This window comes from Arcobacter sp. 15-2 (assembly GCF_047159865.1).
Lineage (GTDB): Bacteria > Campylobacterota > Campylobacteria > Campylobacterales > Arcobacteraceae > JAIOSF01.
The window spans coordinates 873254-897746 of record NZ_AP038804.1; the positions used below are offsets into that span (position 1 = coordinate 873254).

Genomic DNA, 24493 nt, shown 5'->3' on the forward strand with positions numbered 1-24493 from the left:
TTTATCTAAAGGATACTTAAAACTCTAAAGTACCCTCAATTGTGAACTCTGCTTTTGAATCAAGTTCAGCATGACTTAATACTGCAATTTGTAAACCAAACTTTTCAAATATCTCAGAAATTCTTCTTCGTAAGCTTGGATCAACTATCATTGAAATAGGAGAAACTCCTTTTGCTTCAACACTATTGATCAGATCTCTTGTTTTTGTTACAAGATTATTAATCTCACCAATACTTAAAAGTAATTGGCTCACACCATGTTGCTCTTGCAGTTTTCCTATAAACTCTTGCTCAAGTTCTGATTTAATAGTAATGATATGTAAAGCGCCATCAGGTGCTGTAAATTTATTTGTGATAAGTCTAAATAATTTTGATCGTACATGCTCTAAAAGTATATCTGGTGATTTTGTCAGTTCTGCAATATCTGATACAGACTCAAGAATAGTAATCATATCTACAAGTGGTATATTTTCATGTAGTAAGTCTTTACATACTTTTAACAATGAACCATAAGTAGTCACTTTCATTGCTTCCTCAACAATAATAGGGAAATCAGCTTTAAGTCTATCTATCATATCAACTAAATCTTGTCTTGTAATAATATCTTCAGCATGTTTTTTGATAAGTTCAGATAGATGAGTTGAGATAATTGTAGGGGCATCCACAACCGTAAAACCTCGATTTAAAGCATCATCTTTACTTTCTGGTGTTATCCATGTTGCATCCAGTCCAAATACTGGTTCTTTTACTCTTTTCCCTTTTATTTTAGCACCAGCAATTCCACCCATTGCTAACAGTTGATTTAGTTCTACATTACCTTTTGCTATTGGTATTCTTTTTAGGTTAAAAGAGTATTCGTTCATATTGAGTGTTGCATCATCACTAATTCTAATTTGAGGAATAACAAATCCTAGTTCACCTGCAATTTTATTTCTGATACCTTTTATTTTATCAAGAAGTTCACTATCACCTTGTACTAATCGCAGTAACTGTCCACCAAGTTTTAGTTCTAAAACTTCTAGTTTCATCGTTTTGTCTATTGTTTGCTCTTCTGTTAAAGCATTGGATTGCTTATTTTTGTGCTTATTTTTTTCTTCCTCTTCACTTTTTTGTTTTGATTTTTGAACAGTTTGGTTACCTTTAATAAATCGAGTAAAAGCATTATCTTTTTCTGCTTCTACCATATAAATAAGATACCCAATAGTTGCAAGCAAGACACCCATACCAAAAAGAATACCTGTAGGAAAACCTGGAATAAACCCAAATAATATTAATCCGAATCCAGTAATCACAAGAGACTTACTATCTTTTACAAGTTGAGCAATAGTTCCACTTGCAAATTTTTCTTCATCACTATTTGAACGCGTGATAATAATAGCTGTTGCAGTTGAGATGATAAGTGCAGGAATTTGAGCAACTAAACCATCACCAATAGTTAATATAGTATATATTTCAGAACTTTGAGCAGCACTTAAATCGTGTTGGAAAATACCAATCATAAGCCCACCAATAAGGTTTACAAGTGTGATAATAATACCAGCAACAGCATCACCTTTTACAAACTTAGCAGAACCATCCATAGTACCATAAAAACTTACTTCACTTGCTAACTCTTCTCTTCTTTCTTTTGCTTGTTTATCATCGATGAATCCAGCATTTAAATCTGCATCAATTGCCATCTGTTTACCAGGGAGTGAATCGAGTGAAAATCGAGCTTGAACTTCAGCAACTCTTCCTGCACCTTTTGTAACAACCATAAAGTTAATAAGTACAAGAATAATAAATATGATCACACCAATAACCATATTTCCACCAACAACAAACTCTCCAAATGCTGAGATCAAGGAACTAACAGCATCAGGTCCATTGTGACCTTCACTTAAAATTGATCGCGTTGTCGCAATATTTAAGGACAAACGAAATAGTACTAAAATAAGTAATAATGTAGGAAAAGTTGATAAATCAGTTGGGCGTTCAATAAAAAGCGATATTAAAAGAATCAATATCGCTGAAGTAAGAGATAAAATTAAGAAAAAATCTAATACAGCTTTTGGCAATGGTACAATAATAATTGCAAGCATTGAAAATACAAAAGCAATAAGCACATATTCTTTTCTGAAAAATATCTCTCTTATGTTCATCTAAATTAAAAAGTTTCTAGTTTATATAGTTAAGTAATGAAAGTTTATTCATCTTACCTATTGTTGTGTAAAGAGATTGATAAGTCAACTCTAAAGCTTTTGATTCCATAGCTAATTTAGCTGTATCTGCACCTGCTGTTTTTTGTATCAAAATATCATAATGTGTTTTTTGAGATGTTAGTTTCTCGTTTGCAATATTAAATATATTATTTCTACCACCAAGCTCCCCATGACCAATATTTGTTGCATCAAATTGTTGTGCATTTTGCTCTAAACCATTTGAAACTGTAGAACGAACTGTCTCATCATCAATAATTGCACCTTTTGTTCCATCTAGTTTTGTTGCATGTCCTTCTAGGGCATTTATAATTATATTTAAATCATCAAAATAATTGTGTTTTGCTTCAAAAACTTTTCCGGTAGGCGAACTACCAATATTTGCAATTGTATATGTAGCTTTTACAGATTGTCCTGTTCCTGCTACAGCATCTGCTTCTGATCGAGAAGCTACTGTATCAGAAGTAATATTTAAAGCTGTAATATCATCTCCCCCTGGACCAACATTTAGTGGATGATAAATATTACCATTATAGTCATATTTTTGAAGCTGATCTCCTGCTGCATTTAATTTCCACTCAAATCCATTTTCATCAATTACTCTTTCACCTTCTTCAAAAGTAAATGGCTGTCCAGCTGTTGCCTTGTTCGCTGTATAAAAAATAGAATCATACGCAGTAACACCTCTATCTCTGTAACTACCTGGCTGCACAGCAACTTTTCTTAAGAAACCATCACCCTCAAAAGTAATTTTTCCATTATTTTCAAAATCTGCATCTTTTTCTAAAGTTTTTATTGATGTATCTGAACCTGTAAAAACATACTCACCATCTACACGAGTATTCATACGATCAAACATATTATCACGAATACCTCGTAAGTTAGTCGCAACTGCAAGTTTATCGTTTCGATCCATACCTGAGTTTAATGCTTTTAATAAATCATCTTGGATTCCACCACCATACTCATCCCCACCTAAAGCAATTTTTATCTCTTCAAGACTTGAATCAGCAGTTTCATTCATCACTTTAGTTTTGGCAATTTGTAACATCAAACCTTCAGTAACACGAAGTTTATCCTCTAAATTAATAAGATTTGAGTGTAGTATAGAGTTTTCACTCCCTTTATCTATACTTTTGCCGCTAGCTGTTTGCTGTGAAATTCTTTGGCTTTCTGCATTTAAGTTTTTTATATGATATAACATATTTCTACTAGTATCAATCATTTGTCACCTCCATAAGTCCTCTGACTATTGATTCATAAGTATAAAGTTCATCAACGCCTTGAGATAAAAACTTCTTTATTTTATCTTTTTTTTGTAAAGCACTGTCTAGTTCTTTATCCATACCTTTTTTATAAGCACCTATTCGAATAAGCACTTCATTTTCATTTATCAATGATAATACCCTTTTTAACTTTAAAAACCTATTATATTGATCCTTAGAAACAACCTTATCTATAACCCTAGAAGCACTTTGTAGTAAATCTATAGGTGGATAAAATCCCTCTTCTGTTAATTTTCTCGTTAAAACAATATGACCATCTAAAATAGATCTACTTTGATCTGCAATAGGATCACTTAAATCATCACCATCAACTAAAACTGTAAAAAATGCTGTTATAGTTCCTAATTTATTGGAACCAGCTCGCTCCATAAGCTGTGGTAAAAGCGCAAATACTGAAGGTGGATATCCTCTTTGAGTAGGAGGTTCACCAGTACTTAAGCCTATCTCTCTTTGAGCCATAGCAAACCTCGTAACACTATCCATCATGAGCAATACATCATGACCTTGATCTCTAAAAAACTCTGCTATTGCCATAGCTGTAAATGCTGCATATTTTCTCATAAGTGAAGACTCATCACTTGTTGCTGTTACTATTACTGTATTTTCTAAATTATTACCTAAATTATAATGAATAAACTCAGGGATCTCACGACCCCTTTCCCCCACTAATGCAATAACTTTGATTTTCGCTATACTTCCTTTTACAATCATCCCCATAAGTGTAGACTTCCCCACACCAGAACCTGCAAAAATACCAACTTTTTGCCCTTTGCCACAAGTTAGCATTGAATCTATTGACTTTACGCCTGTTGAAAACTGTTGATCGATAATTCCTCTATCCAATGGTGAAATAGTTGCTTTGTTTATAGCTGAAAGATTATCAACATCTCGCAACTTCCCCCCATTATCAATAGGTTCACCCAAAGCATTTACTACACGCCCTAATAGTCCATAACCACAACGAATACTTAAACCCTCTTTTTGTAAAAAAACTTTATCTCCTATTTTAAAACCATCAATAAATGAAAAAGGAACAACAGTAAATGTACCTGAAGATATAGAAGCAACCATACCTAAAACACTATATACTCTTGCAACTGATTCTATTTTTACAATATCCCCAATTGCAACCTCTAAACCGTCAGCTATGATAGTTGTTGAATTGATATTGACAATTCGTCCAAATGGAATGAAAAGTTTATCAGAATCAATCTGATCCAAAAAATTATCTAATGTCATTATAGTTTATCACACATTTTTTTATAAAAACTCTCAGTATTTTGTAATTTTTGACACTTTTTAATTGTCGCTTTATATCTATTTACTCTATTTTGATATTCATATATCTTCGCAATTTCATAATAGATACGAGCTAAATCATCACTTTTAATCTCTCTATCAATACTTCGTCCATCTTTCATCCGTTTTATATTAAGTCCATATTTCAAGTAGCCTAAAGCTTTATCGTAATCATCATCTAGTTTTGCATATTTAGCTAACTCAATCTCAACAAACGGTGAATAAATTCTTGCATTCATAGCATTTTGAGTTTGGTAAAGTTTATTTAAAATAGATACAGCCTCTTCCTCTTCATTCTGTTTTAAGAGGTATAAATAATACTCATAATAAAAATCAATTATCAATGGATTGTTTTGATTATTTACAATAAACTCCTCATTGGCTCGTGCATACGCAAAAAAGTTTTGCATACTTAAAGGATTGCTTTTGTGTGCATTTATCAAAAATCTGTATAAAAACTCATCTGACAATAATTTTGAATCACTCAACATATCTAGCTTTTGAGAAAAACTTTCTGCATCTTTGTATTTGCCCAAAGAGAGTGCAACTTTTTCTAAATAAAAATAGATTTCACTATTTTGTAGTTTATTATAAGCGTTTTTTGCAATTACATAAGCTCGCTCTTCTGGTAGCTCAACCATACATTCAAAAAAGTTTTTAAAATTACTTTTATCTTCTATGAGTAACAAAAGAACATCATCAGAAACATCTTTTATAACAGTATTAAGTTGTTTACATTGTTTTGTTTCCAAATAAAACTGTATCATTTTAGAATTTACTATTGTATAAATTTGATCTATACTTTCATAACCAAATCTTTTCACAATGGGTTGATAAATTCCTGTATAAATTTTTTTCATTCTTATAATTTGTTCGTATTTCTCATCCTCTATTGAGTTAAGTAACTCTTGCATCATAGCTTTATATTGCATTGATTCAAATGCACTGTATTTTGCAGCCACCATCGCTGGTTCAAACTTACCCTCTCTCATAATAATCTCATCAAGGTACATTTTTGATCTGTTAAAATATGGATTATTATCTTTGACTTGAATCAACTCCTCATAAATCGCTTTGGCCATTGGAAGATACTTTTTTTCAAAACCTGCTATCTCCATATAAGTATTTGCTAACTTAAATTTAAAACTATCGATACTGTCTGTTTCACTTGCATTGGCAATCAGCTTTTTTAAAATATCAATTGCAAATTTTGGCATATTTGACTGTACTAGTTTATCAACTTTTTTTAATGCTTTATAACTGTCGTTGGCATAATAATCGATATTTTTATTAAGTACTTTTTTTACCAAAGTGTATGCTTCATCTCTCTCTTTGTTTAAAATATATGCATCATATAACTCATCCGCAATAATAGTTGCAACCTCTAAACTTGTTGTATTTACAAGTTCGTTTCTTAAAATTTTTATCGCTTTTCGATAATCTCTATTATTGATATGAATTTGGGCAATTGCAACTTTTCCATACACTTTTGAAAGAGGATCATCAAAACTATTTTCTATCGCTTTTGCATAATACTCAGCTTCATCTGGCTTATTCATTTTTAATTTTATAAGTACAAGTAATCGATATGCTTCAAGTAAATCATTTTGATCTATTACAGAACTATTAATAGCCTCTTCAAGAAGTTTATTCGCCTCTTCCGCTTTTGGTTTTGTATTTAATTTATATAGAATTTCACTTTTAAGTAGTGTTGCAGTTGAATCTAAAATATTTACTTTATTTGAGTTTAAAAATAAATTGATAGTTTTTAAAGCAAGATCTAACTGTCCCTCTTTTACATATCGTCTTATTGTTTTTAGTTTATTACTAGCACCAACAATCTTTTCTTTTTTATCTTGAGATATTTGACTTAAGTCCTCATTTATAAAATTATAATAAAAGTCTTTTTTACCATATACTGTCGACAAAGTGATAAGTATTAAAAAAAATATTTTTGTTATCATAGTTTCTAAAGTTCCCTTATTTATTATTTAGATTATACACAAAAGTAAAAATTTCTGCAATAGCTTTATATAAGCGTTCAGGAATCTCTTCTTCAACTTCTACTTGATCATATAAAGCACGAGCAAGAGCAGGATCCTCAACAATTGGTATTTTACTCTCTTGTGCAATATCTTTAATTTTCAAAGCTAAAAAGTTAATCCCTTTAGCAACTACAGCAGGTGCTTCTGACTTTTCTGAATCATATTTTAATGCAACCGCATAATGTGTTGGATTTGTTATAACAACATCAGCATCAGGGACATCTGCCATCATTCTTTGTTTTGACATTTTTATTTGTATTTGACGGATTCGCCCTTTAACTAAGGGATCTCCTTCCATCTGTTTGTGTTCATCTTTAATCTCTTGTTTTGACATTCTTAATTGTTTGAAATAATAATGTCTTGTAAAAAAGAAATCTATTATAGCAAAAATGATTATAATTAAAAGAATTGTCAATAAAAAGTATACAGTCAATGTCATCATAGCATCAAGAGATGCGTGTATCTCTTTATCCATCATCGCTAAAATACTATCCCAAATAATAGCTAAAATTATTAACATAACAATAAAAATCAAAATTAGTTTTGCTGTAAGTTTAAGAGCCTCAAGTGCTTTTTTAGCACTAAAAATATTTTTAAATCCACTTATTGGATTAATTTTATCTAGCTTTATTTTTAAAGGTGTAAAAACAAACCCAAATTGCATAGTATTGAATATAACACCTAAAAACAATATCAAAAAAAATAAGGGAAACATACCGACTAACATAGTATAAATAATACTACTTGTTATCTCAAAATAAGTATGTCCATTTACTTCTGTACCTATAAATGAATAGATATATATCATAAGTTCTTCTATGTCACGAAAAAAAGAACCTGCAAAAAAAAGCAAATAGATAGACGCGAAAAATAAAATTGCAGCCCCTGGTACTTCAGCAGATTTAGGAACATTCCCTTCTGCTTTGGAATCATCAATCTTTTTGCCCGTGGGTTCTTCTGTTTTTTCTTCTTCATCAGCCATAAAAAACCTTTAATACTCAAACTTACTTATAAAATAATTATTAAAATTATCAACAAATATCTCAAAACCAAACATCATAAAAATAAAAATCAAAGCAAATTTAATTTGAAATGTGATTACAAAAGGGGAAAATGCTGGCATAGATTTTGTTCCATAAGCATAATAAACATCAAGAATAAAACCTATAAAAAACAAAGGAAATGCAAATGCAAATGCAAATGCAAACATTCTATTTATCTCTTCAGAAGCGTATAATATACCATCATAACTAAATATATTAAAAGTTCCCAAAGATATCTGATCAAAACTAACTGCGAGCATATAAAGGGTCACTTCATACATCCCTGATTCTAAATAAATAACTAAAATAACCATATATAGCAATCTACTTACTACACCTTGTTGCGTACCAGTAGCTGGATCAAACATATTTGCCATAGATAATGCAGTCGCATATCCAATAAGATCACCAATAATTTGAATAGCAGAAAATATAATTTGCACTAAAAATGAAGCAACAAGTCCTAAAGTAATTTCGGTAATGAGCGCTAAAAGAAATGTATCTTCTGTAATTACACTTTTGTCATAATTTATTAAAGGAAACATAAATATAGTCAAATAAAATGATATTGCTATTCTAATTGTAGGATTAACTGTTGTATGTCCTACTATGGGCATAAAAGCCATAAAGCTAAGAATTCTTGCCAAAAGTAGAAGAAATGCAAAAACAGTTTGTTGGTCCAATAAAGAGATTAATTCTTGCACTTAGCAACCTTTACATATAGTCGTTATTTTCAATTATCTCTTGTTCTTCAATAGTCTCTTCTGTAGTTTGTTCGGACTGTTTATCTTTACTATTCTGATTATTTGTATCTTGATTAAAATGTTCATTAAAACTATTTTCAGAATTTTGATTTTGCATTCCGAAATCTATAGTTAAATTTGAACTATCATTAAATTGTCTTTGAATTGCATTTTGTAATACAGTTTTATTTTCTATAAATGATTCCATTGTATTTGAATTGCTTAAATTCATACTTACATTCAAAGTATTGTCTATTTTATTTGCTCGCATAATAATAGAGATTGAACCAAGATTTGCAGGGTTCAAATTTACTCTAAATGCCGTAACAGGAGGTTTATAGTTCAAGTACATATTTCTTGCAATTTCACTCATAAAACTACCCATTTTTTGTTGTGCACCAATTATTTTATTTTGCAATACTTGAACAGCATCTTTAGCAACAGTAATCTCTACGGTTTCAATATTTTTTTTATCTTTTTCTATTATTTCACTTGTTTCTTTTGCAGTTAATAAAACAGAATTTTGTTCTGGTCTTAGAATATTTACTTCTGCCTTTTGGTTTATAAACATTTTATTAAGATTTTTATTATCAGTTATAAAACTCGAAGTTGTATTCTCTTTTTTTATAATATGAGTATCTTTTTTTAACTCATCACCCTCATGAGTGATCTCTGTATCTTCTACATTTAGTTCAAGCTTTACAGCACTTTGTTTTACAGATTGAACTGTTTTTTGCTCAATGATATTATTTTTGGCATCTTTTATCTGTGAAAGGGAAGTTTTTTCTTTATCAATTTTTTGATTTTGTAAAAACATTGTTGCAAGAAGTGGATTTTTTGCATCTTGTTTTGATTTTTCTACGGTGGGTACTCCATCAATACTCTTAGAGTTCTGTGTATCTCCTATCGAAACGCCATTTAATGATTCATTTTCAATAGTTGCTGTTGTTTTTACCAAAATTTTTTGAGATAATTCTTCAATCTCAACTATATTTTTATCAATAGAATCTACTGTTAAATCTACTTTTTTCAATGTATCTCTATTTTCTTTTTTCTCTAGCTCTATTGTTGTTTTTGATTTAACTTTTTCAATCTCAGAAACAATATCTGAACTCTCTTTTTGTATTTTATCAACTTTTGATACAATAGTATTAACAATTTTTTTCTCTTCTTCTAATTGAGATATATCTTTCTTTTTTGAATCTTTGATATTTTCTGTATCTGTGTTCTTCAGATCTTTTTGAATATTGTCACTCTCTTCTTTAATAGTTCCAACTGCAAGTACAATTTTTTCTTTTTGTACTGATATATCTGTATCACTATTCTCTTTTGATTTTACAGTAATATCTTTTATCTCTTTAGTTTCTTCTTTTATGTTTTCTATACTTTTTTTAAGTATAGTTATTTTTTCACTTAGAGATGCTTTTATCTCATCAACAGATAAATCTTTTCCCAATTCACTTTGAATAATCTTACCTATTTGTGTTGATATAAGTTCTTTAGTATTTTTTGTCATATCCGATGTATCAAGTATTTTATTTACTTCGGATTTCAAACCATTTATTGAAACATCGCCAGTGATTTTTGATTCTAAAATTTGGTTTATTTTATTTTTAACTGCTTGTGTGTTAGTTGAATCTTTTATATCATTTTTATCAAAAAGTTCTTTTGCAGAAGAAACAATTATATCTACTAACTTATCTACCATAGTCTTTAATGATTTTGAAGCTTTTGTGTCAACTGTTTCATCTGATTTTTTTATCTCATTTGAAATAATAGATGATTCGTTTTTCTCAGTAGTAACTTTTATGTCAGTAGGAGTTTTTGTTTTTTCAACCTCTTGTGAAGTTGTTTGTTTGACAGTTGATATATTTTGTTTAGATTGTTCTTGGGATGATTTATTTTCTAACTTATCTGAAGTGTCCGTATTTTTATCTATACTATTATTTGAACTTTTTTCATCATTTTTAGCATCTATTTTTGCTTCATTAACTAGTGAATCAAATAATGAAAACCCCTCTTTTTTTTCTGTTTTTGAAGAACTTTTATCATTAGGTACAGATTTATTTACATTTGATGATTCAAAGTTTCTTAAAAGTTCTGTTGGCATTTATCAGCCCTTAGCTTTTTATGATATCAAGAGTTTTTGTATCCATATCTTTTTGCGTTTTAAATGATGCAACATTTGCTTCATACGATCTCATCGCTTCCATTAAATCAACCATCTCAATTACTGGATTGATATTTGGATATGCAACATAACCATCTTGATTGGCATCTGGATGTTCTGGTTCATATTTCAAAATAGGTTTATCTTTTGAGTCAATAATCTCTTTTACTCCAACACCACGCAACGACAAAGGATCAATAGAGTCTTGATTTGGGTTCTTTTTCTCATCTCTCATAGAATCTAAAAGAACCTCTTCAAATACAACATTTTGTTTTTTATAAGGTCCACCATCTGTTGTATGTGTTGTTTGTGCATTTGCAATATTTGAACTAACAATATTTATTCTTGTTCTCTGAGCTGACATACCAGCTGTTGCTACATTATAACCATCAAAAAAACTCATTTTAAAATCCTTTATTCAATACTATACTTGCATTGCCATAATTTGTTTATATGCACCCAATGCTTTATTTTTCACTTCTAGCCCAAGTTTTAAACTCAATTCTGCTTCTTCAATTTTTTGAACAGCTTTTTGAAGATTTTCTACTTTTCCTGTTGCAATATCATCCATTGCATCATAAGCATTTACTTGATTTTGATTTACTTCGTTAATTGATTCTTTTAATAAATGTGAAAAACTTTGTGATTTGTCTTTATCTTCAGATAGGTCTGTTTTTAATCCAATTGAATCTAATAATGAATTTTTATTTATACCACTAAATGAATTTGTAACTTCTGATAACTTCATCTTTTATCCTTTATCATACATTTTTGTTGTTTTTATTGCTTTGAATCGATGCTTCTTGTATAGCTAAATCATTTACCAAAGACTCTAAATCATCAGATGACTTTTTAAATTCATTGAGATCATGCTGATTATCTAGATTTATTAATGAAATCGTCATGGATAACATTATATTAGCTACACCCTTAAATATAATCGTTGAAAAAACTATTCCAAACATCATCTCTAAAGGGGTGAAAATAGACGAGTTCAATACAAAAAATATTGCTGAAGCGAAAAATACAGTAGCCACATATATATCGAATATACGACTTTGCAATATTTTAATAGAGAATTTTTCTACAATCATTATCTACTCACTTTAAATTTTTCATCAAATTTTCTACAACTAAATTTAACTCTAAAGATGCAATATCATCTTTTAACTCTTTTGCAAATAGTTTTCGTAATCTACCTGTAGTAGAAATACTATTCATTTGACTTACATTACCTAAGTATTCTACCATAAATTTTCTATTAAGTTTATTTTTTAAGGCTAAATTTTTTAAAGAATTAGTAATTGTATCACCAATTTCAAATTTTGCTGTAAAATTAAAGCATAACATAAGTTTATTTTTTTTCATACTTACCATTTTTATAAGTGCATACACATCTGTAAGTGCACTAGGGTCAGTTGTTGTTAATGCCAATATATTATCCGTCAAATCCAAAAACTCTTGCACTTGCTCATTTAAACCAGCACCTGTGTCAATTATCAAAATATCAAATTTATTTAATGCAATTATATCTTCGACTAAACGAGAATAATGCATACTATTATTTATATTGCTATATTGATATCCACTTTTCCCTGCAATTAATGTTATATTGTGATAGCTTGTTGTTGTTAAAATATTATCTAAAGAACATTCCCCTTCAAGATAATCATTAATTGTGTTTCTAGGTTTCAAATTAAATATAACTTGTAAATTTGCAAGTCCAATATCAGCATCTAAAACTGCAACTTTTTTCTTTTTTTGAGAAAGTATATACGCAATATTTGAAGTGAGTGTCGATTTACCAACTCCACCTTTTCCAGAAGTTACTACTAAAACTTTTGTTTTAGATGTTGAATGTATTTTATTGGTTAATGAAACAAGACGATTTGCTTGTGTAGATATTTTTTCAAACAATATATTCTGCTTCTTTTCTTAAGAGACATGTCTATTCATAAAACAGTCAATTAAATAGTTACTATTAGCTTCATGCAGATCATCAGGTACATTTTGTCCAACAGATACATAACAAATAGATTTTTTCGTTTTATGAGCAAAAGATATTAAATTTCCATAACTTATTGTTTCATCTAATTTAGTAAAAATTAAATTATGTATATGTAAAGAAGAATAACTATTATAAATTTCATATAAATCAGTAGTTTTTACATTTGCTGGAAGAACAAGCATTTTTTCGATTGGGGTTTCTGTTAAATGTTGTTGATATTGATTTATTAATTCAATTTTATCCATATCATACTGACTACCACCTGCTGTATCGATTAATATATAGTGACAATCTTTTAGTCGTGCAATCGCTTCACTTAACTCTTCAGGTCTTTTAACTACTTCAAGCGGTAAACGCATAATATTTGTATATGCTTTTAATTGCTCAACCGCACCCACTCTAAAAGAATCTAAAGTGATGATACCAACTCTATAATTTGTACCTAATTTATAAGCATATCGAGCTGCTAACTTTGCAATTGTTGTCGTTTTTCCAACACCTGTTGGTCCAACAAACATCATTATCTTTCTTTGATGTGTACGAAGAGGTACTTCATGCTTAACTGCAATAATTCTTCGTAAAATTAATTTAAAAAAATTATTTATTTTAATAGGATTTGATTTCATTGCTACAGGTAATTGTTCTATAGTTTTTTTCATAATACTATAAGTCATCTCAGCATCAAACTCATTTTGCTCAAATAAAGTGTAGATATCAATAAACTCTGGAGGAATATTTAAATCATATAGTTGACTTTTTGGTTCCCAAAGTGTTTTTTGTACTTTTTCAAGAGATTCTTGCATATTGAGAATTTGATCTTTAAAATCATAAAATTGAACATCTCCATTTTTGGATGATATTTTCTTATTTGATGTTACAATTTTTTGTTTAGAAATTGATTCTTTTTTATCATATTCCTCTTCTAAAGCAATTGTAATCTCATACATATTTACACCATTACTATCTTGTGATGATATTTTTTTGGTTGAGATTACAACAGCATCAGAGCCACACTCTTTTTGTGCATTTTGCAAAGCTATGGTAGGTGTTTCACCTAGAAATGAGAGCATTTTCATCTATTAATTTCTTCCATCAGTGTAGATTTTCTCAATTGTACCATCTAAATTCTTAATTTTTATATAACTTTTTGTTTCTTTTATTAGTTCAGCTTCTTTTTCTATCTCTAAGTTTCCAAATCTAAACTTTACTTTTTTTACTTCGGGAATCGTTACATCTTTAAAACAAATCACTCTATTTTTTGCAATATAATGTGTTGCATAATATTTATTTTTTTTTAAATCGATTAGATTTAAGTATTTATTACAATTATACTTTTTATTTACTTGTACTAAAAGAACATCGTTTGTATATATTTTTGACTTGTACTGTATATCTTTTTTAGCAATAGGAACAACTTGTATATTTTGTGCAGCGATACTCACAACGCATAAAAACAAAAAGAGAAATTTTTGTATCACTACGCCATCACCTCTACTAAAGATCCGCCATTTTTTTCTGTGATTTCATCGATAATCTCTTTGTACATCTCTTTTACTGGTAATACGATTGATGCTAGTTTTCCGTTTAATGAATAAAGGTTCTGCAACTCAACCTCAAGCTCGTCTATACTAGTTTTGTAGATTGAAATATCATTTCCACTTTTATACTCTTGAGAAAGTTCATTGTTTAATTGCTGCTTTAAATTTGTTAGTATATCCATTGATGTTAATTTATCAGAATTTCTTTTGACTAAATTCTCATGATTTGCTTTTTTAACATCCTCTATATCAAGGAGTATGGATTTTTTCAAATGTTCTGTTACACTTTTTAGTTCTAATATTGTTACATCTATCATGATTGTTTCTCACTTAAAAATTTATACAGCATATCACTAATACCAAGTGATCCTGATGATTTTTGAGAAAGAGCATCTGTATACATACCTTTTATGATATCTGAACCAGTTCCCTCTCCCGCCATTTTTGATGATTTTAATGATACTTCTAAAATTTGATTCATAAAAAATGATTCAAAACTATTACATACATCTCTTAATGAACTATCATCTTTTAGATTTTGAGTACTCATAGATTCTAATTTGTTAGGTTTTGTACTCATTATGTCTACAAATTGATTATTTATTTCCATCATAACTCCTTATTCCTCTATTCTATCAAAAAAGCTTTCATCTTCAGCCATTCTGTTACTGTCCTGACTTGTTGAAACAAATCGTAACTCTACTCTTCTATTTTCAAAAGCATTATCACTTTTTGGTCTATACGATCCAAATGCACTTACTTTTAAAGTAGCCGGATCGATTCTATTTTTGATGAACTCTTTTACAACAGCAATTGATCGAAGAGCAGAAACATCCCATGAATCACGAGGAATACCATTTGATCTTTGATAATTGGAACCAGTATGACCAGCTACTTCAATATCAAATTCTTGTGTCATAGTTCGTAAAACCTTAGATACTTTTGTAATAAATCTTTTTGCATTAGGATTAGTCAGTTCATACTCCCCTTCTTCAAATATCAATGAAGAGGGTATATCTAAAGTAAATTCATTATTTCCTTTAAGTGTTAATTGAACTTCTTGATTGTCTTTATCACTTGTATCATTAAACTCTTGAGTAATCTCCTCAATGAGTTTAGAAACATCTGCAGACTCACTATCTTGCCCTACACTATCACCACTTCCTGATTCTGACTTATCAGCGTGATATTGAGAAAGAGATTCTTTTTCTGCTTCTGCTGTATCTTGAGCACCTTGCAAAAAGCCCATACTTCTTCTCATAATCTCAAAATACTCTTCAACTTTTTTCTTATCCATAGTTGCCATAGACAAGAGTAAAATAAAAAAACAAAGTAACAATGACATAAGGTCCCCAAATTGAACAAGCCAACCAGGTAAACACTTAGGACAATCAGGACATTTTTTCTCTTTAGCCATTCTTTAAATACTCATTAGTCTTCAATAGCTGGCATAATTGCACCAAGCTTCATTTTTACATTACCTATAGATTCTTCAGATGCTATCATATGAGCACCTTGAATAATAATTTGACAGCTAATCATCTCTTTAGTATGCTTTTGAGAAAGTTTATTTTCCATAACTCCAGCAAACCCTGTTCCAATAAGTGCTCCATACATTGTAGTAAGTAAAGCAACCGCCATTGCAGGACCAACAGCAGAAGGATCAGATAAGTTTGCAAGCATAGCAACAAGCCCAACAAGAGTACCAATCATACCCATTGAACCAGCAGTTCCACCAATAGATGAGAACATCCCAATCATTGTTTTATGTCGGTTTTCTATATGTTCAAGTTTGATCTCTAATAGATTCTCCAAAACATCTGGTTTTGTATTATCTACAAGTAAATTGAAAGCTTCTTTGAAAAAGGCATTTGATTCATCTTGAATTTTTGTTTCAACAGACATCACCCCATTCTTTTTGATATCAGTAGCATAAATTATAATTTTTTCTATAAGTTCATTTGTAGGTTCAAACTTAACAGGATTCATAGCAATACCAACTGCTTTTCCAAATCTACTTAAAGCATCGCCCTCAAACTGTCCCATAGTAACAGAAGCAGTACCTCCAAGAACAATAATTACAGAAGGGATATCAACATAAGCACCAAATCCAGCACCACCTAAGACAATAGCTAATGCAACAAGTCCCCATACTCCTGCCAATCCACCTGCGGTTGTTTTATCCATCATTTCTCATTTATTTTATTTTACCAATATGTTTTATCTTAATACCAAATTTTCCATCTACAATAATAGCTTCTCCAGTACCAATAACCACACCATTAACCAATATATCTAATGGTTCGCTTGTCATTTGAGATAATTCAATAATCTCACCTATATCCCAACTAATTACATCTCTTAATAAACAAATTTTAGTTCCAAGGCGTACACTTAGTCTCATTTTAATATCAAATAATAATCTTAAATTATCAACAGATTCTTCCCCTAATAAAGAACTAATAATTGATGTTGATTTTTCATTTGTATTATCTACAGGAGCAGTATTTTCAACACTTCCCACACCTGTCAATAAAGATATAAAAGGTTTGATAGTATCATCAAAAGAGATATATAATTCTAAGTTTTCATCATTAAGTTTTACAATAAATTTATAAAAGTTTCCAGAATCGTTAATATTATTCATAGAGTCAACTGAACTGTTGCCTAATGTTGATTTAAGACCAGTAATATCCCCGAAACCTTGTGCATTTACACTAGTACAAATACTTCCTGATATAGTTGAGACAATCTCTTTAACAGCATCAGTTATTTCATCATCAATGCTATTTTTTAAATCAGTTACTCCACCTAACATCAAATATTCAAATTGAGTAGCTGTTTTTGTTGGTATACAAAAATTCCATAATGAGTTTTTGCCATTAAAATCAAAAGATACTCCTGTACTTACACATTGAGTATCATCCAATTCTGAAGTGCTAGTTAAAACAACATCTTCAACATTACTACTTGCTGAAAGCAAACTTTCTAAAGTACTAGAAATTTCACTTTTGATTATATCTGATATATTTGACGCCAATTATTATTCCTAATTTAAGATTGTGTATTTTTGTATGCTTCCATCAAATTCTTTTTAAGATTCATCATATCTTCTGTTGGATATTGATATTCAACACTCCCTTTAGTTATTCGTACAAAAAAGTCTTTTGTATCTGAATTATAACCAAATTTAACATTGTCAAGCATTACTTCATTTTCTGCAACTTCAGGTTTTTTTTGTGCATTTTTATATTGTTCATCAGGGTCTACCTGTGTTTTTTTATCTGTTTCTTGAATTTTAGAGATTTTTGATACATAATCTACTTTTGATTGATCCATAACCTCTAGTCTACCTAATTGCATATCATACTCCTTGTTTTAAAGTTAATTAATTATATCATAAAAATTATCAATTGTATATCTTTTTTGTTTTTTTATAACTCTTCTAAAAAATCATCAAAATTATTCAATCGAATATCAACAAGTTTTCCCTTTAATTTATCTCTAAAATATTGTGTAGCACTATTCAATCTGAGATCTTGTAAAAGTCTTGTTCCACTTAAAAATCGTGCATCTTTATCTTGATATAAAAATTCAATTTCTGTTAATGTAGCATACGCCAACTCTTTTTGTCCTGAGCTAAATAATGCCGCAATCAAAATATAAAATGAATCAATACTTTGTATATTATAAGTATTTTGAATATATTCAATTATTTTTATCGTTTCTTCTGGTTTACCATTATAGAGTTGAACAATTGCTTTTGTTCTTAGATAGGCTGGATTTTTATTATTCTCGATATTAAAATCTGTTCTATTAAATAACCCTAATGCACGCAATGCATCTATATAATAATCTGTAACTACTAAATTACCTTTTAAAAATATATTATTATATATTTTAGGAAGTTGATCTTGAATACGCGAGATATAGATATATTCATTTTCATTTTCTTCTCTTGCAATCAAATTAAACAGATGTACCAAAGGATCTTTATCATACTCCACAAGTAAAGGGGAATTTTGCATAATTCCATCATCTTCTAAGTGTTCAATAAAATACAATGCTCTAAAAAATATAGACTTTTTATCTTTCATTGTTAATTTATCTTCATCAAGCTCTATAGAAGAGTCAATAAAAATTTGATACATATATTGTGCTAAATATGTAAAAGTACCATTTTTAGCCATAATATTTTTTGTTAAAAACTCCATAAAAACTTTGTCTTCACTTACATTAAATTTTTTTGTTGTCAAAAAAGTCATAACAGAATATAACTTATTCCCATGATCTAAACTATATGCTTTTTTAAAATATTTATATGCATTGTTATAATCATAAATTTGAGCATATGATAAACCTAAGTTATAATACTCGTAGGCTTTTGTATCATATTTTTCATCTATCATTTTTTGCAGTGTATGAACTCTTTGGATCGGATCTTGTTTTATCACTTGTAAAAACTCTGAATTATATGTAATCATCATATTTAGTTCATGAATGCTATCTTGGTTTTTGATAATAAAACCATTTGTTTCATTCATATTCATCTCATCATAATCTTCAAAAATAAATGGCGCAAAATAATATACAAAATCTAATTTTAAATCAAATGAAGGGTTTGTTATTTTTTCAAAATACTCTTTTGCTGTAAATTTCTCTTTATTGAAAAAAAGTTCAAGTTCTAGTCTTTTATTCACATGAAATATTTTTTTGCGATCTTCTATTTTCACAATATTTTCTCGTAAATTTTCTAAACTATTTGCTTTTATATTTCGATATACTTGAAACCATAAAACTTCATTTTTTGCTTTATCACCTTTTGCTTCTACTAAAGCTTTATCCAAATGATATTTTGCCTTATTGTATTTTCTGAGTTTCATACAAAGCATTGCTATTTTTAGTTGTGAAATATTATCAATACTTAATGAAAGTTCTAATGCTTTTTTATATTTTTTTTGTAATATTAAAGTATCTACAACAAGTAACTTTTCGTGTTCTGTTAGCCTTTTTGCTTTTTTACTTACACGAGTTATCTCTTCTATATACTCTTTATTGTTGGTAATTTTATATAAATAATAAGCAGCACTAAAATAAGAATATTTATCTCTAAATTGTAACTCTTTAAAATCATATATTTTTTTTAAATATAAATAAGCATTATTCTCAGAATTTAACTTATAATATGCGATACCTATATTTAAATAAGATGGCACTTTCAATATTTTGGATGATTGTTTAAACAATTGAATCGCATGCATATATTTTTCTTGTTCTAAATATAACACAGCTGTATTAAACTTCAATAACAATTCTCGTCGTTCTTGTTTATCTTGCAGTTTTTCATGCTCAAATAAAATTTGAGGTTGTGATTCAATAGTTTTATTTTCACTTCCCAATAAAACTATAGGAATCACGAAACATAAAATGATGAATAGATTTGACTTTATTTTTTTTAAAAACATATTCGAGCTAATGTATTGTTCCAACAGAAGCGTATAATTCGTTTATACGCTCCTGTAGAAGTTTATTTTTATGGTCCAATTCACTATTTTGTAGTTTAAGTTCTTGTAAATCTTCTCTTGTACTTTTTAAACTTTCTTGCGAATCATCTATTGTTTCCAAAGAAAATCTAACTTGCTTCTCAAATTTTTCTTTTAACTTTTCTAAATTTGCATTTTTTTCTTCCACCATCGTTTTCTCTTCCGTTATTTTACGATAAAGCGATTTGTATACATTCATACTACTGTAAAAATATACAGTAAGTACTCCAAGTATTGATAAAAGTAAAAAATTATCCATTTATAAAACCTATCTTTTTAATTGAATTAAAGTAGTTAAAATAGAATCCGCCGTTGTAATAGACTTAGCATTTGCCTCAAAAGCTCTTTGGAAAACCATAAGGTTTACCAATGATTCACTTAAGTCTGCTGTTGAAAGCTCCAACTGACCACCATTTACTTCTGCTGTTTTATCGTTGTCTATGTTGTATAGAGCTGTTCCACTTCTCGTAGTTGCTTTGAGTAAGTTTCCACCTATCGCTTCAAGTCCTCTATTGTCTGTAAATTTAGCAATTGATACTTGTCCTACCGCAAAATCTACTCCATCTTGTTGCATAGTTACAAGTCCTGTACTATCAACAGAAAAGTCGCCAAATGCGCTATCAGTTAAACCTAAACTATCAAGCCGAAGCTGTATACTGTCTTGTGATGCTGTTTGATTGATAGTAGTAGTTATTTTTAAAAACTCTGCACCTGCACCTTCTCTACCACTGTAATCATTGTTTCTAGTAATAAGCCCATTAAACGATCCTTTTACTAATTCATCTGCATCATCAAATTGCATTCCGTAACTTGAATCCAAATAACCAGATGCTGCTGCTATAGATGGAGTATCTCCTTGAGTATTTTTGTACACAATTTTTAACTCATCAGAAGATACTTTTAAAATATCATCAATTTCAGCAGTTGGATTAGCTAAATTCCAAGCAGTAATTATATCATCTTTATCAGCCACAATTTTTTCTATTGTTGCAGATGTTGAATCACCATGATTTATACCTGTTACCTCTACATCTAAAAATCTAAATGCTGTAGTACCTGCTCCCACTGTAGAACCAGTAGACTGATCGGTATGAGCTTGTGTAACAGTAGTAGCCGATATTGTTAACCCTGCACCCGCAACAGCAGGTGTAATTGTTGGAGCAGCTGCTTGATATTCATAAACATATTCGAGTTCACCCGCATCATTTTTAAGAATATTACTTAGCTGATCATTAACATTAGCTGGATCAGCATTCCATGCGCTTATTAGAGCATCTTTATCTGCAATAATTTTATCTATAGTTTCTTCACCTGTATCACCAATAACTGCACCAGATATAGCATTACCTGCAAATGTAGCAAGTGCAGTCGTTGTACCTGTAATTCCAACAGTTTGGTGTTCAGCTAAGTCAACATTTCCTGTAAGTTTTATAAGTTGTTGTTCAGGGATAGGACCTTTTAATTCTCCTGTAAATTCTACATCAAAATTTTTGTCGAGTGTTTGAACTACTAAATTACCATTTACATTAAAAGCTTTTACATAATATGCAAGTTCACCTTTTGATGCTGTTCCATCTGCATTTGCAACAGTATTAATAGCATTTACAATGTCATCAACACTAGCTACACCTCCTGCTGCTCCAACTGGATTACTTAACACTAATGGTACTGACGGTACATTTTCAACTGATTTTGTATCTTTATCATAAATATTTATTTGATATGTAAATTGGTTATCAACTTGCGTTGAACTTAACATAAGTTCATCTGTACTATATACATCTTGTTGTTTTCCAGAAACTGCTTTGGCTAAAGCTTCTTCAACAGACTCGATAGCACCCATTCCTGTCCCTTGAACAGCTGCTTGGATAGTTTTTACTTCACCTTTTGTTGTTTGGTTATCATTACTTGTATCTACTGAACCAAACTCTGTTATTCTAAACTGTAATCCAGGGATCAAACTCTCGATATATAAACCACCTTTAGGGTCATTTCCAGATACATTATCAAACTCATAAGCACTTTCACCTATTGTTCCACTAGCATTATCTTCCATCCCATTTGTATAGTGTGCATCAAATCCTTTTAAGTTTGCAATTTGATCTGCAAATTTTTTCAAAGTTGTTGCTTCATCTGTATCAAACTTTTCGGCATATCTATCACCATCAATATATAGATATATCTCATCACCCTCTTCTATTTTTACCGTATCAAGATTAAAATTAAGATAATTTTTTTGTACACTAGAAGAAGCAGCAGTTGGTTTAGGATCAGCTTTTGCATGAGTAGTTAATAGACTATTATATTCAGTAATCAAAGCATCAATATCAGCTTTTTTAGCACTCGCTGTTTTTGCACCAAATCCTCTAAATACTGTTTCTACATCTGAAGCAGCTGTAGTGGTAAAATCTGTTGCTTTTGCTACAATTGTTTCAATAGTTGAACTATCTCTGATGATTTTATTTCCCAGCGTTTTACTAAATTCGTTTGTAAAATAAGTTGCATTTATATCTGTAGAAATTCTATCATCATCAGTAATAGGTGACATTGCCCAACCTTGAACATTGTTTTGTCCAACATCTTCTAAATTACCTGATTCTCCCATTCTAAAGTTACCAGCTCTTGTGTAGAAAGTTTCAGAACCATTTGATACTGTAAAAAAACCATCACTAGAAAGTGCCATATCATAAGATACACCAGTATTCTTTAGGTTTCCTTGAGTATACATCTTTTCTATATCAAATGAAGTAACCCCTTTACCAATTTTATCTTGATACATTTGATCTGCAAATGAGATTCTTGATGCTTTATAACCTATTGTATTAACATTGGCAATATTATTTGACTCATTATCTAGTGCTGTTTGTGAACCTGCTAATCCTGAGATCCCTGTCCAAAGTGCTCCAACCATGATGATTCCTTTAAATATAAAATACGAACATTTCTATGCTCAAATATAAATAATCAGTAAACAACTAATTACTTAAATGTGAGCACTTAAGTTGTTTTAAGTGCTAACGCGGTTTTCAATAACTCATCAGAAGTTGTAATAGTTTTTGAATTTGCTTCAAAACCTTTCTGCCAAATCATAAGATTTACTAAACTCTCAGATAAATCAATATTACTATTTTCAACAAATTTGCCCATCACTTCAGCTGAATCAGCTATATAAATAGGCTCTTTTTGATCCCTTCCTTGTGTATAGACATTGTCCCCTTGTGGTTCTAAGCCGCTTACATTTGTAAAAGTAACAGGAAGAAGTCTTCCTACTAAAAATCGAGCATCACCATCAGTAAGATATATATTTCCATCTTCACTTTCTATTTGAGGATACGATGCTGTAGCTAATGAATTACCATTTACTATTTTTTCATAAAGGGTTGTACTCATTCCCAGTTCATTGAGGTCTAAGCGTATTGCCTCTAATGGAGGAACTGCACCACTTTGTATATCAGCAATTTCACTTTTATTCGTTACAGCTGATGCTCCAACTTTTGCTAAGTTTTCTTGTAAATCAGCATATAAAGCTGTTATCAAATTTTCACCACTTCCTGATGCTTCTTGTATTTTGTCTACACTTAACATCTGATCATTTACTTTTGCATTTTTCACGATCATATTTTGACCGGATATCATTGAATCGATTGTTAATTCACCTGTTGTACTATCGATACTAGAAGTTACCCCTGCTAGTAAATTTATCTTATCAGAAAAAAGTTTTAGCGTATTTTCCATACTTGTATCAAAATTTTGTTGCACTTTGATTCCATTTATCGAAATTTCGATAGTATTTACACTATTTTCAGTAAGTGTTGTAGGGAAAACAACACTACTTTTTGCTTTTGATGCAATTTCACCTTCAACAGAATTAACAGAAAATAATTTTAACGCATTTGAATAATTTGTTATGATTTCATCTATATCATTTAAAATAGTATCTATACTTTTATAGTTATCTCCAGAAGTGATCGTTTGAATGTTTTCAATTTGTGTTTTATATTTTTCATAGTTTTCCATCAGAGATGGATTTGCAGCGATAATTGCATTTTCTTCTTCTGTTGCTGTACCATTGATCACAGCTTCTATCGTACTTAAGTTTGTTATCACAGATTGCATCTCTTTTGCATCTCGTGTATAATTTGAAGTATATGTATTTAGGGTATAAAAAGAATCAGCTGTATCAACAACTGTTGAAGTAATATTATTTTCAAATTCAGAAGTAATCACATCACCAGTTACAGTGGGAGCAACGCCCATAACAATCAAGCCTTCACTATTTGTAAGGAAGTTTTCATTGTTACTAGAGAATTGACCTGTTCTTGAGTAAAATAATTTCTCTGGTTCCATTGGATCTTGAAGCGTAAAAAATCCTGGTCCTGAAATAGCAAAATCATATTCGGAGTTACTAGGCTTGATACCCCCTTGAGAAAAATCTTTTAAAGGATCATTTCTAGTTACACCTTTTCCAACACCATCTTGATACATCAAGTCATTAAAGGATACTGAGTCTGATTTAAATCCTATTGTATTAACATTTGCTACATTATTTGACTCTATATCAAGTGCTCCTTGAAAGGAGATAATTGCAGATTTACCATTATAAATTGAACCATTCATAAAA

24 protein-coding genes are annotated in these 24493 nt (G+C 29.9%); 1 reads left to right on the forward strand and 23 read right to left on the reverse strand.

From position 1 onward, the window contains the following. Positions 1-16: 16 nt before the first annotated feature. The 10 genes from flhA to ACMCMH_RS04705 are packed head-to-tail and all read right to left on the reverse strand — an operon-like array spanning position 17 to position 11688. The gene (flhA, locus tag ACMCMH_RS04660; protein ID WP_412727581.1) at positions 17-2140 is read right to left on the reverse strand and encodes a flagellar biosynthesis protein FlhA; all 2124 of its coding nucleotides are present in this window, start codon (positions 2138-2140) and stop codon (positions 17-19) included. Between the two features lie 16 nt (positions 2141-2156). Beyond that, positions 2157-3422 carry a hypothetical protein gene (locus tag ACMCMH_RS04665; RefSeq protein WP_412727583.1) on the reverse strand — a complete coding sequence of 422 codons (1266 nt, stop codon included), beginning with the start codon at positions 3420-3422 and terminating at the stop codon, positions 2157-2159. Further along, positions 3415-4722, reverse strand: coding sequence for a flagellar protein export ATPase FliI (fliI, locus tag ACMCMH_RS04670; protein ID WP_412727585.1), 1308 nt, complete (start codon positions 4720-4722; stop codon positions 3415-3417). The genes ACMCMH_RS04665 and fliI overlap by 8 nt, the downstream gene beginning before the upstream one ends. Continuing rightward, positions 4722-6746 carry a tetratricopeptide repeat protein gene (locus tag ACMCMH_RS04675; RefSeq protein WP_412727587.1) on the reverse strand — a complete coding sequence of 675 codons (2025 nt, stop codon included), beginning with the start codon at positions 6744-6746 and terminating at the stop codon, positions 4722-4724. The genes fliI and ACMCMH_RS04675 overlap by 1 nt, the downstream gene beginning before the upstream one ends. A 16-nt stretch (positions 6747-6762) precedes the next feature. Beyond that, complete coding sequence (flhB, locus tag ACMCMH_RS04680; RefSeq protein WP_412727589.1) at positions 6763-7809, reverse strand: flagellar biosynthesis protein FlhB; 1047 nt, start codon at positions 7807-7809, stop codon at positions 6763-6765. Between the two features lie 9 nt (positions 7810-7818). Then, complete coding sequence (locus tag ACMCMH_RS04685) at positions 7819-8574, reverse strand: flagellar biosynthetic protein FliR (protein WP_412727591.1); 756 nt, start codon at positions 8572-8574, stop codon at positions 7819-7821. Between the two features lie 10 nt (positions 8575-8584). Further along, on the reverse strand, positions 8585-10723 hold the full coding sequence (locus ACMCMH_RS04690) for a hypothetical protein (RefSeq protein ID WP_412727593.1): 2139 nt from the start codon (positions 10721-10723) through the stop codon (positions 8585-8587). A gap of 10 nt (positions 10724-10733) precedes the next feature. Next, positions 10734-11186 carry a flagellar basal body rod protein FlgC gene (flgC, locus tag ACMCMH_RS04695; RefSeq protein ID WP_412727595.1) on the reverse strand — a complete coding sequence of 151 codons (453 nt, stop codon included), beginning with the start codon at positions 11184-11186 and terminating at the stop codon, positions 10734-10736. A gap of 21 nt (positions 11187-11207) precedes the next feature. Continuing rightward, entirely contained in the window at positions 11208-11531 is a 324-nt protein-coding gene (gene fliE, locus ACMCMH_RS04700; protein ID WP_412727597.1) for a flagellar hook-basal body complex protein FliE, read from the reverse strand. 13 nt (positions 11532-11544) lie between these two features. After that, positions 11545-11688, reverse strand: a complete 144-nt coding sequence (locus ACMCMH_RS04705; RefSeq protein WP_412727599.1) for a hypothetical protein — start codon at positions 11686-11688, stop codon at positions 11545-11547. Here ACMCMH_RS04705 and ACMCMH_RS04710 point away from each other — a divergent pair. Further along, complete coding sequence (locus ACMCMH_RS04710; RefSeq protein WP_412727601.1) at positions 11687-11893, forward strand: hypothetical protein; 207 nt, start codon at positions 11687-11689, stop codon at positions 11891-11893. The two genes, ACMCMH_RS04705 and ACMCMH_RS04710, sit on opposite strands and share 2 nt — an antisense overlap. Here the strand turns inward: ACMCMH_RS04710 and ACMCMH_RS04715 are convergent. The 13 genes from ACMCMH_RS04715 to ACMCMH_RS04775 all read right to left on the reverse strand — a co-directional run bounded on the left by ACMCMH_RS04715 (position 11885) and on the right by ACMCMH_RS04775 (position 24489). Continuing rightward, positions 11885-12700 carry a P-loop NTPase gene (locus ACMCMH_RS04715; protein WP_412727603.1) on the reverse strand — a complete coding sequence of 272 codons (816 nt, stop codon included), beginning with the start codon at positions 12698-12700 and terminating at the stop codon, positions 11885-11887. The genes ACMCMH_RS04710 and ACMCMH_RS04715 overlap by 9 nt on opposite strands. Before the next feature lie 18 nt (positions 12701-12718). After that, positions 12719-13867, reverse strand: coding sequence for a flagellar biosynthesis protein FlhF (flhF, locus tag ACMCMH_RS04720; protein ID WP_412727605.1), 1149 nt, complete (start codon positions 13865-13867; stop codon positions 12719-12721). A 3-nt stretch (positions 13868-13870) separates the two neighbouring features. After that, positions 13871-14269 carry a hypothetical protein gene (locus ACMCMH_RS04725; RefSeq protein WP_412727607.1) on the reverse strand — a complete coding sequence of 133 codons (399 nt, stop codon included), beginning with the start codon at positions 14267-14269 and terminating at the stop codon, positions 13871-13873. Beyond that, a complete protein-coding gene (locus tag ACMCMH_RS04730; RefSeq protein ID WP_412727609.1) occupies positions 14269-14646 on the reverse strand; it encodes a hypothetical protein in 378 nt (125 codons plus the stop codon). Before ACMCMH_RS04730 ends, ACMCMH_RS04725 begins: the two co-directional genes overlap by 1 nt. Next, on the reverse strand, positions 14643-14939 hold the full coding sequence (locus ACMCMH_RS04735; RefSeq protein WP_412727611.1) for a rod-binding protein: 297 nt from the start codon (positions 14937-14939) through the stop codon (positions 14643-14645). The genes ACMCMH_RS04730 and ACMCMH_RS04735 overlap by 4 nt, the downstream gene beginning before the upstream one ends. A 9-nt stretch (positions 14940-14948) precedes the next feature. Continuing rightward, positions 14949-15746 (reverse strand): flagellar motor protein MotB, encoded by a 798-nt coding sequence (locus tag ACMCMH_RS04740; protein WP_412727613.1) that lies wholly within the window; start codon positions 15744-15746, stop codon positions 14949-14951. A gap of 14 nt (positions 15747-15760) precedes the next feature. After that, positions 15761-16516 carry a motility protein A gene (locus ACMCMH_RS04745; protein WP_412727615.1) on the reverse strand — a complete coding sequence of 252 codons (756 nt, stop codon included), beginning with the start codon at positions 16514-16516 and terminating at the stop codon, positions 15761-15763. A gap of 10 nt (positions 16517-16526) precedes the next feature. After that, a complete protein-coding gene (locus ACMCMH_RS04750; protein ID WP_412727617.1) occupies positions 16527-17369 on the reverse strand; it encodes a FliM/FliN family flagellar motor switch protein in 843 nt (280 codons plus the stop codon). Positions 17370-17383: 14 nt separating this feature from the next. Then, entirely contained in the window at positions 17384-17692 is a 309-nt protein-coding gene (locus tag ACMCMH_RS04755) for a flagellin (RefSeq protein ID WP_412727619.1), read from the reverse strand. 71 nt (positions 17693-17763) lie between these two features. Then, positions 17764-19794, reverse strand: a complete 2031-nt coding sequence (locus tag ACMCMH_RS04760; RefSeq protein WP_412727621.1) for a hypothetical protein — start codon at positions 19792-19794, stop codon at positions 17764-17766. Positions 19795-19801: 7 nt separating this feature from the next. Continuing rightward, the gene (locus ACMCMH_RS04765) at positions 19802-20131 is read right to left on the reverse strand and encodes a hypothetical protein (RefSeq protein WP_412727623.1); all 330 of its coding nucleotides are present in this window, start codon (positions 20129-20131) and stop codon (positions 19802-19804) included. Positions 20132-20140: 9 nt separating this feature from the next. Continuing rightward, on the reverse strand, positions 20141-22783 hold the full coding sequence (locus ACMCMH_RS04770) for a flagellar hook-basal body complex protein (RefSeq protein ID WP_412727625.1): 2643 nt from the start codon (positions 22781-22783) through the stop codon (positions 20141-20143). Between the two features lie 86 nt (positions 22784-22869). Further along, positions 22870-24489, reverse strand: a complete 1620-nt coding sequence (locus ACMCMH_RS04775) for a flagellar hook-basal body complex protein (RefSeq protein WP_412727627.1) — start codon at positions 24487-24489, stop codon at positions 22870-22872. Between the last annotated feature and the right edge of the window lie 4 nt (positions 24490-24493).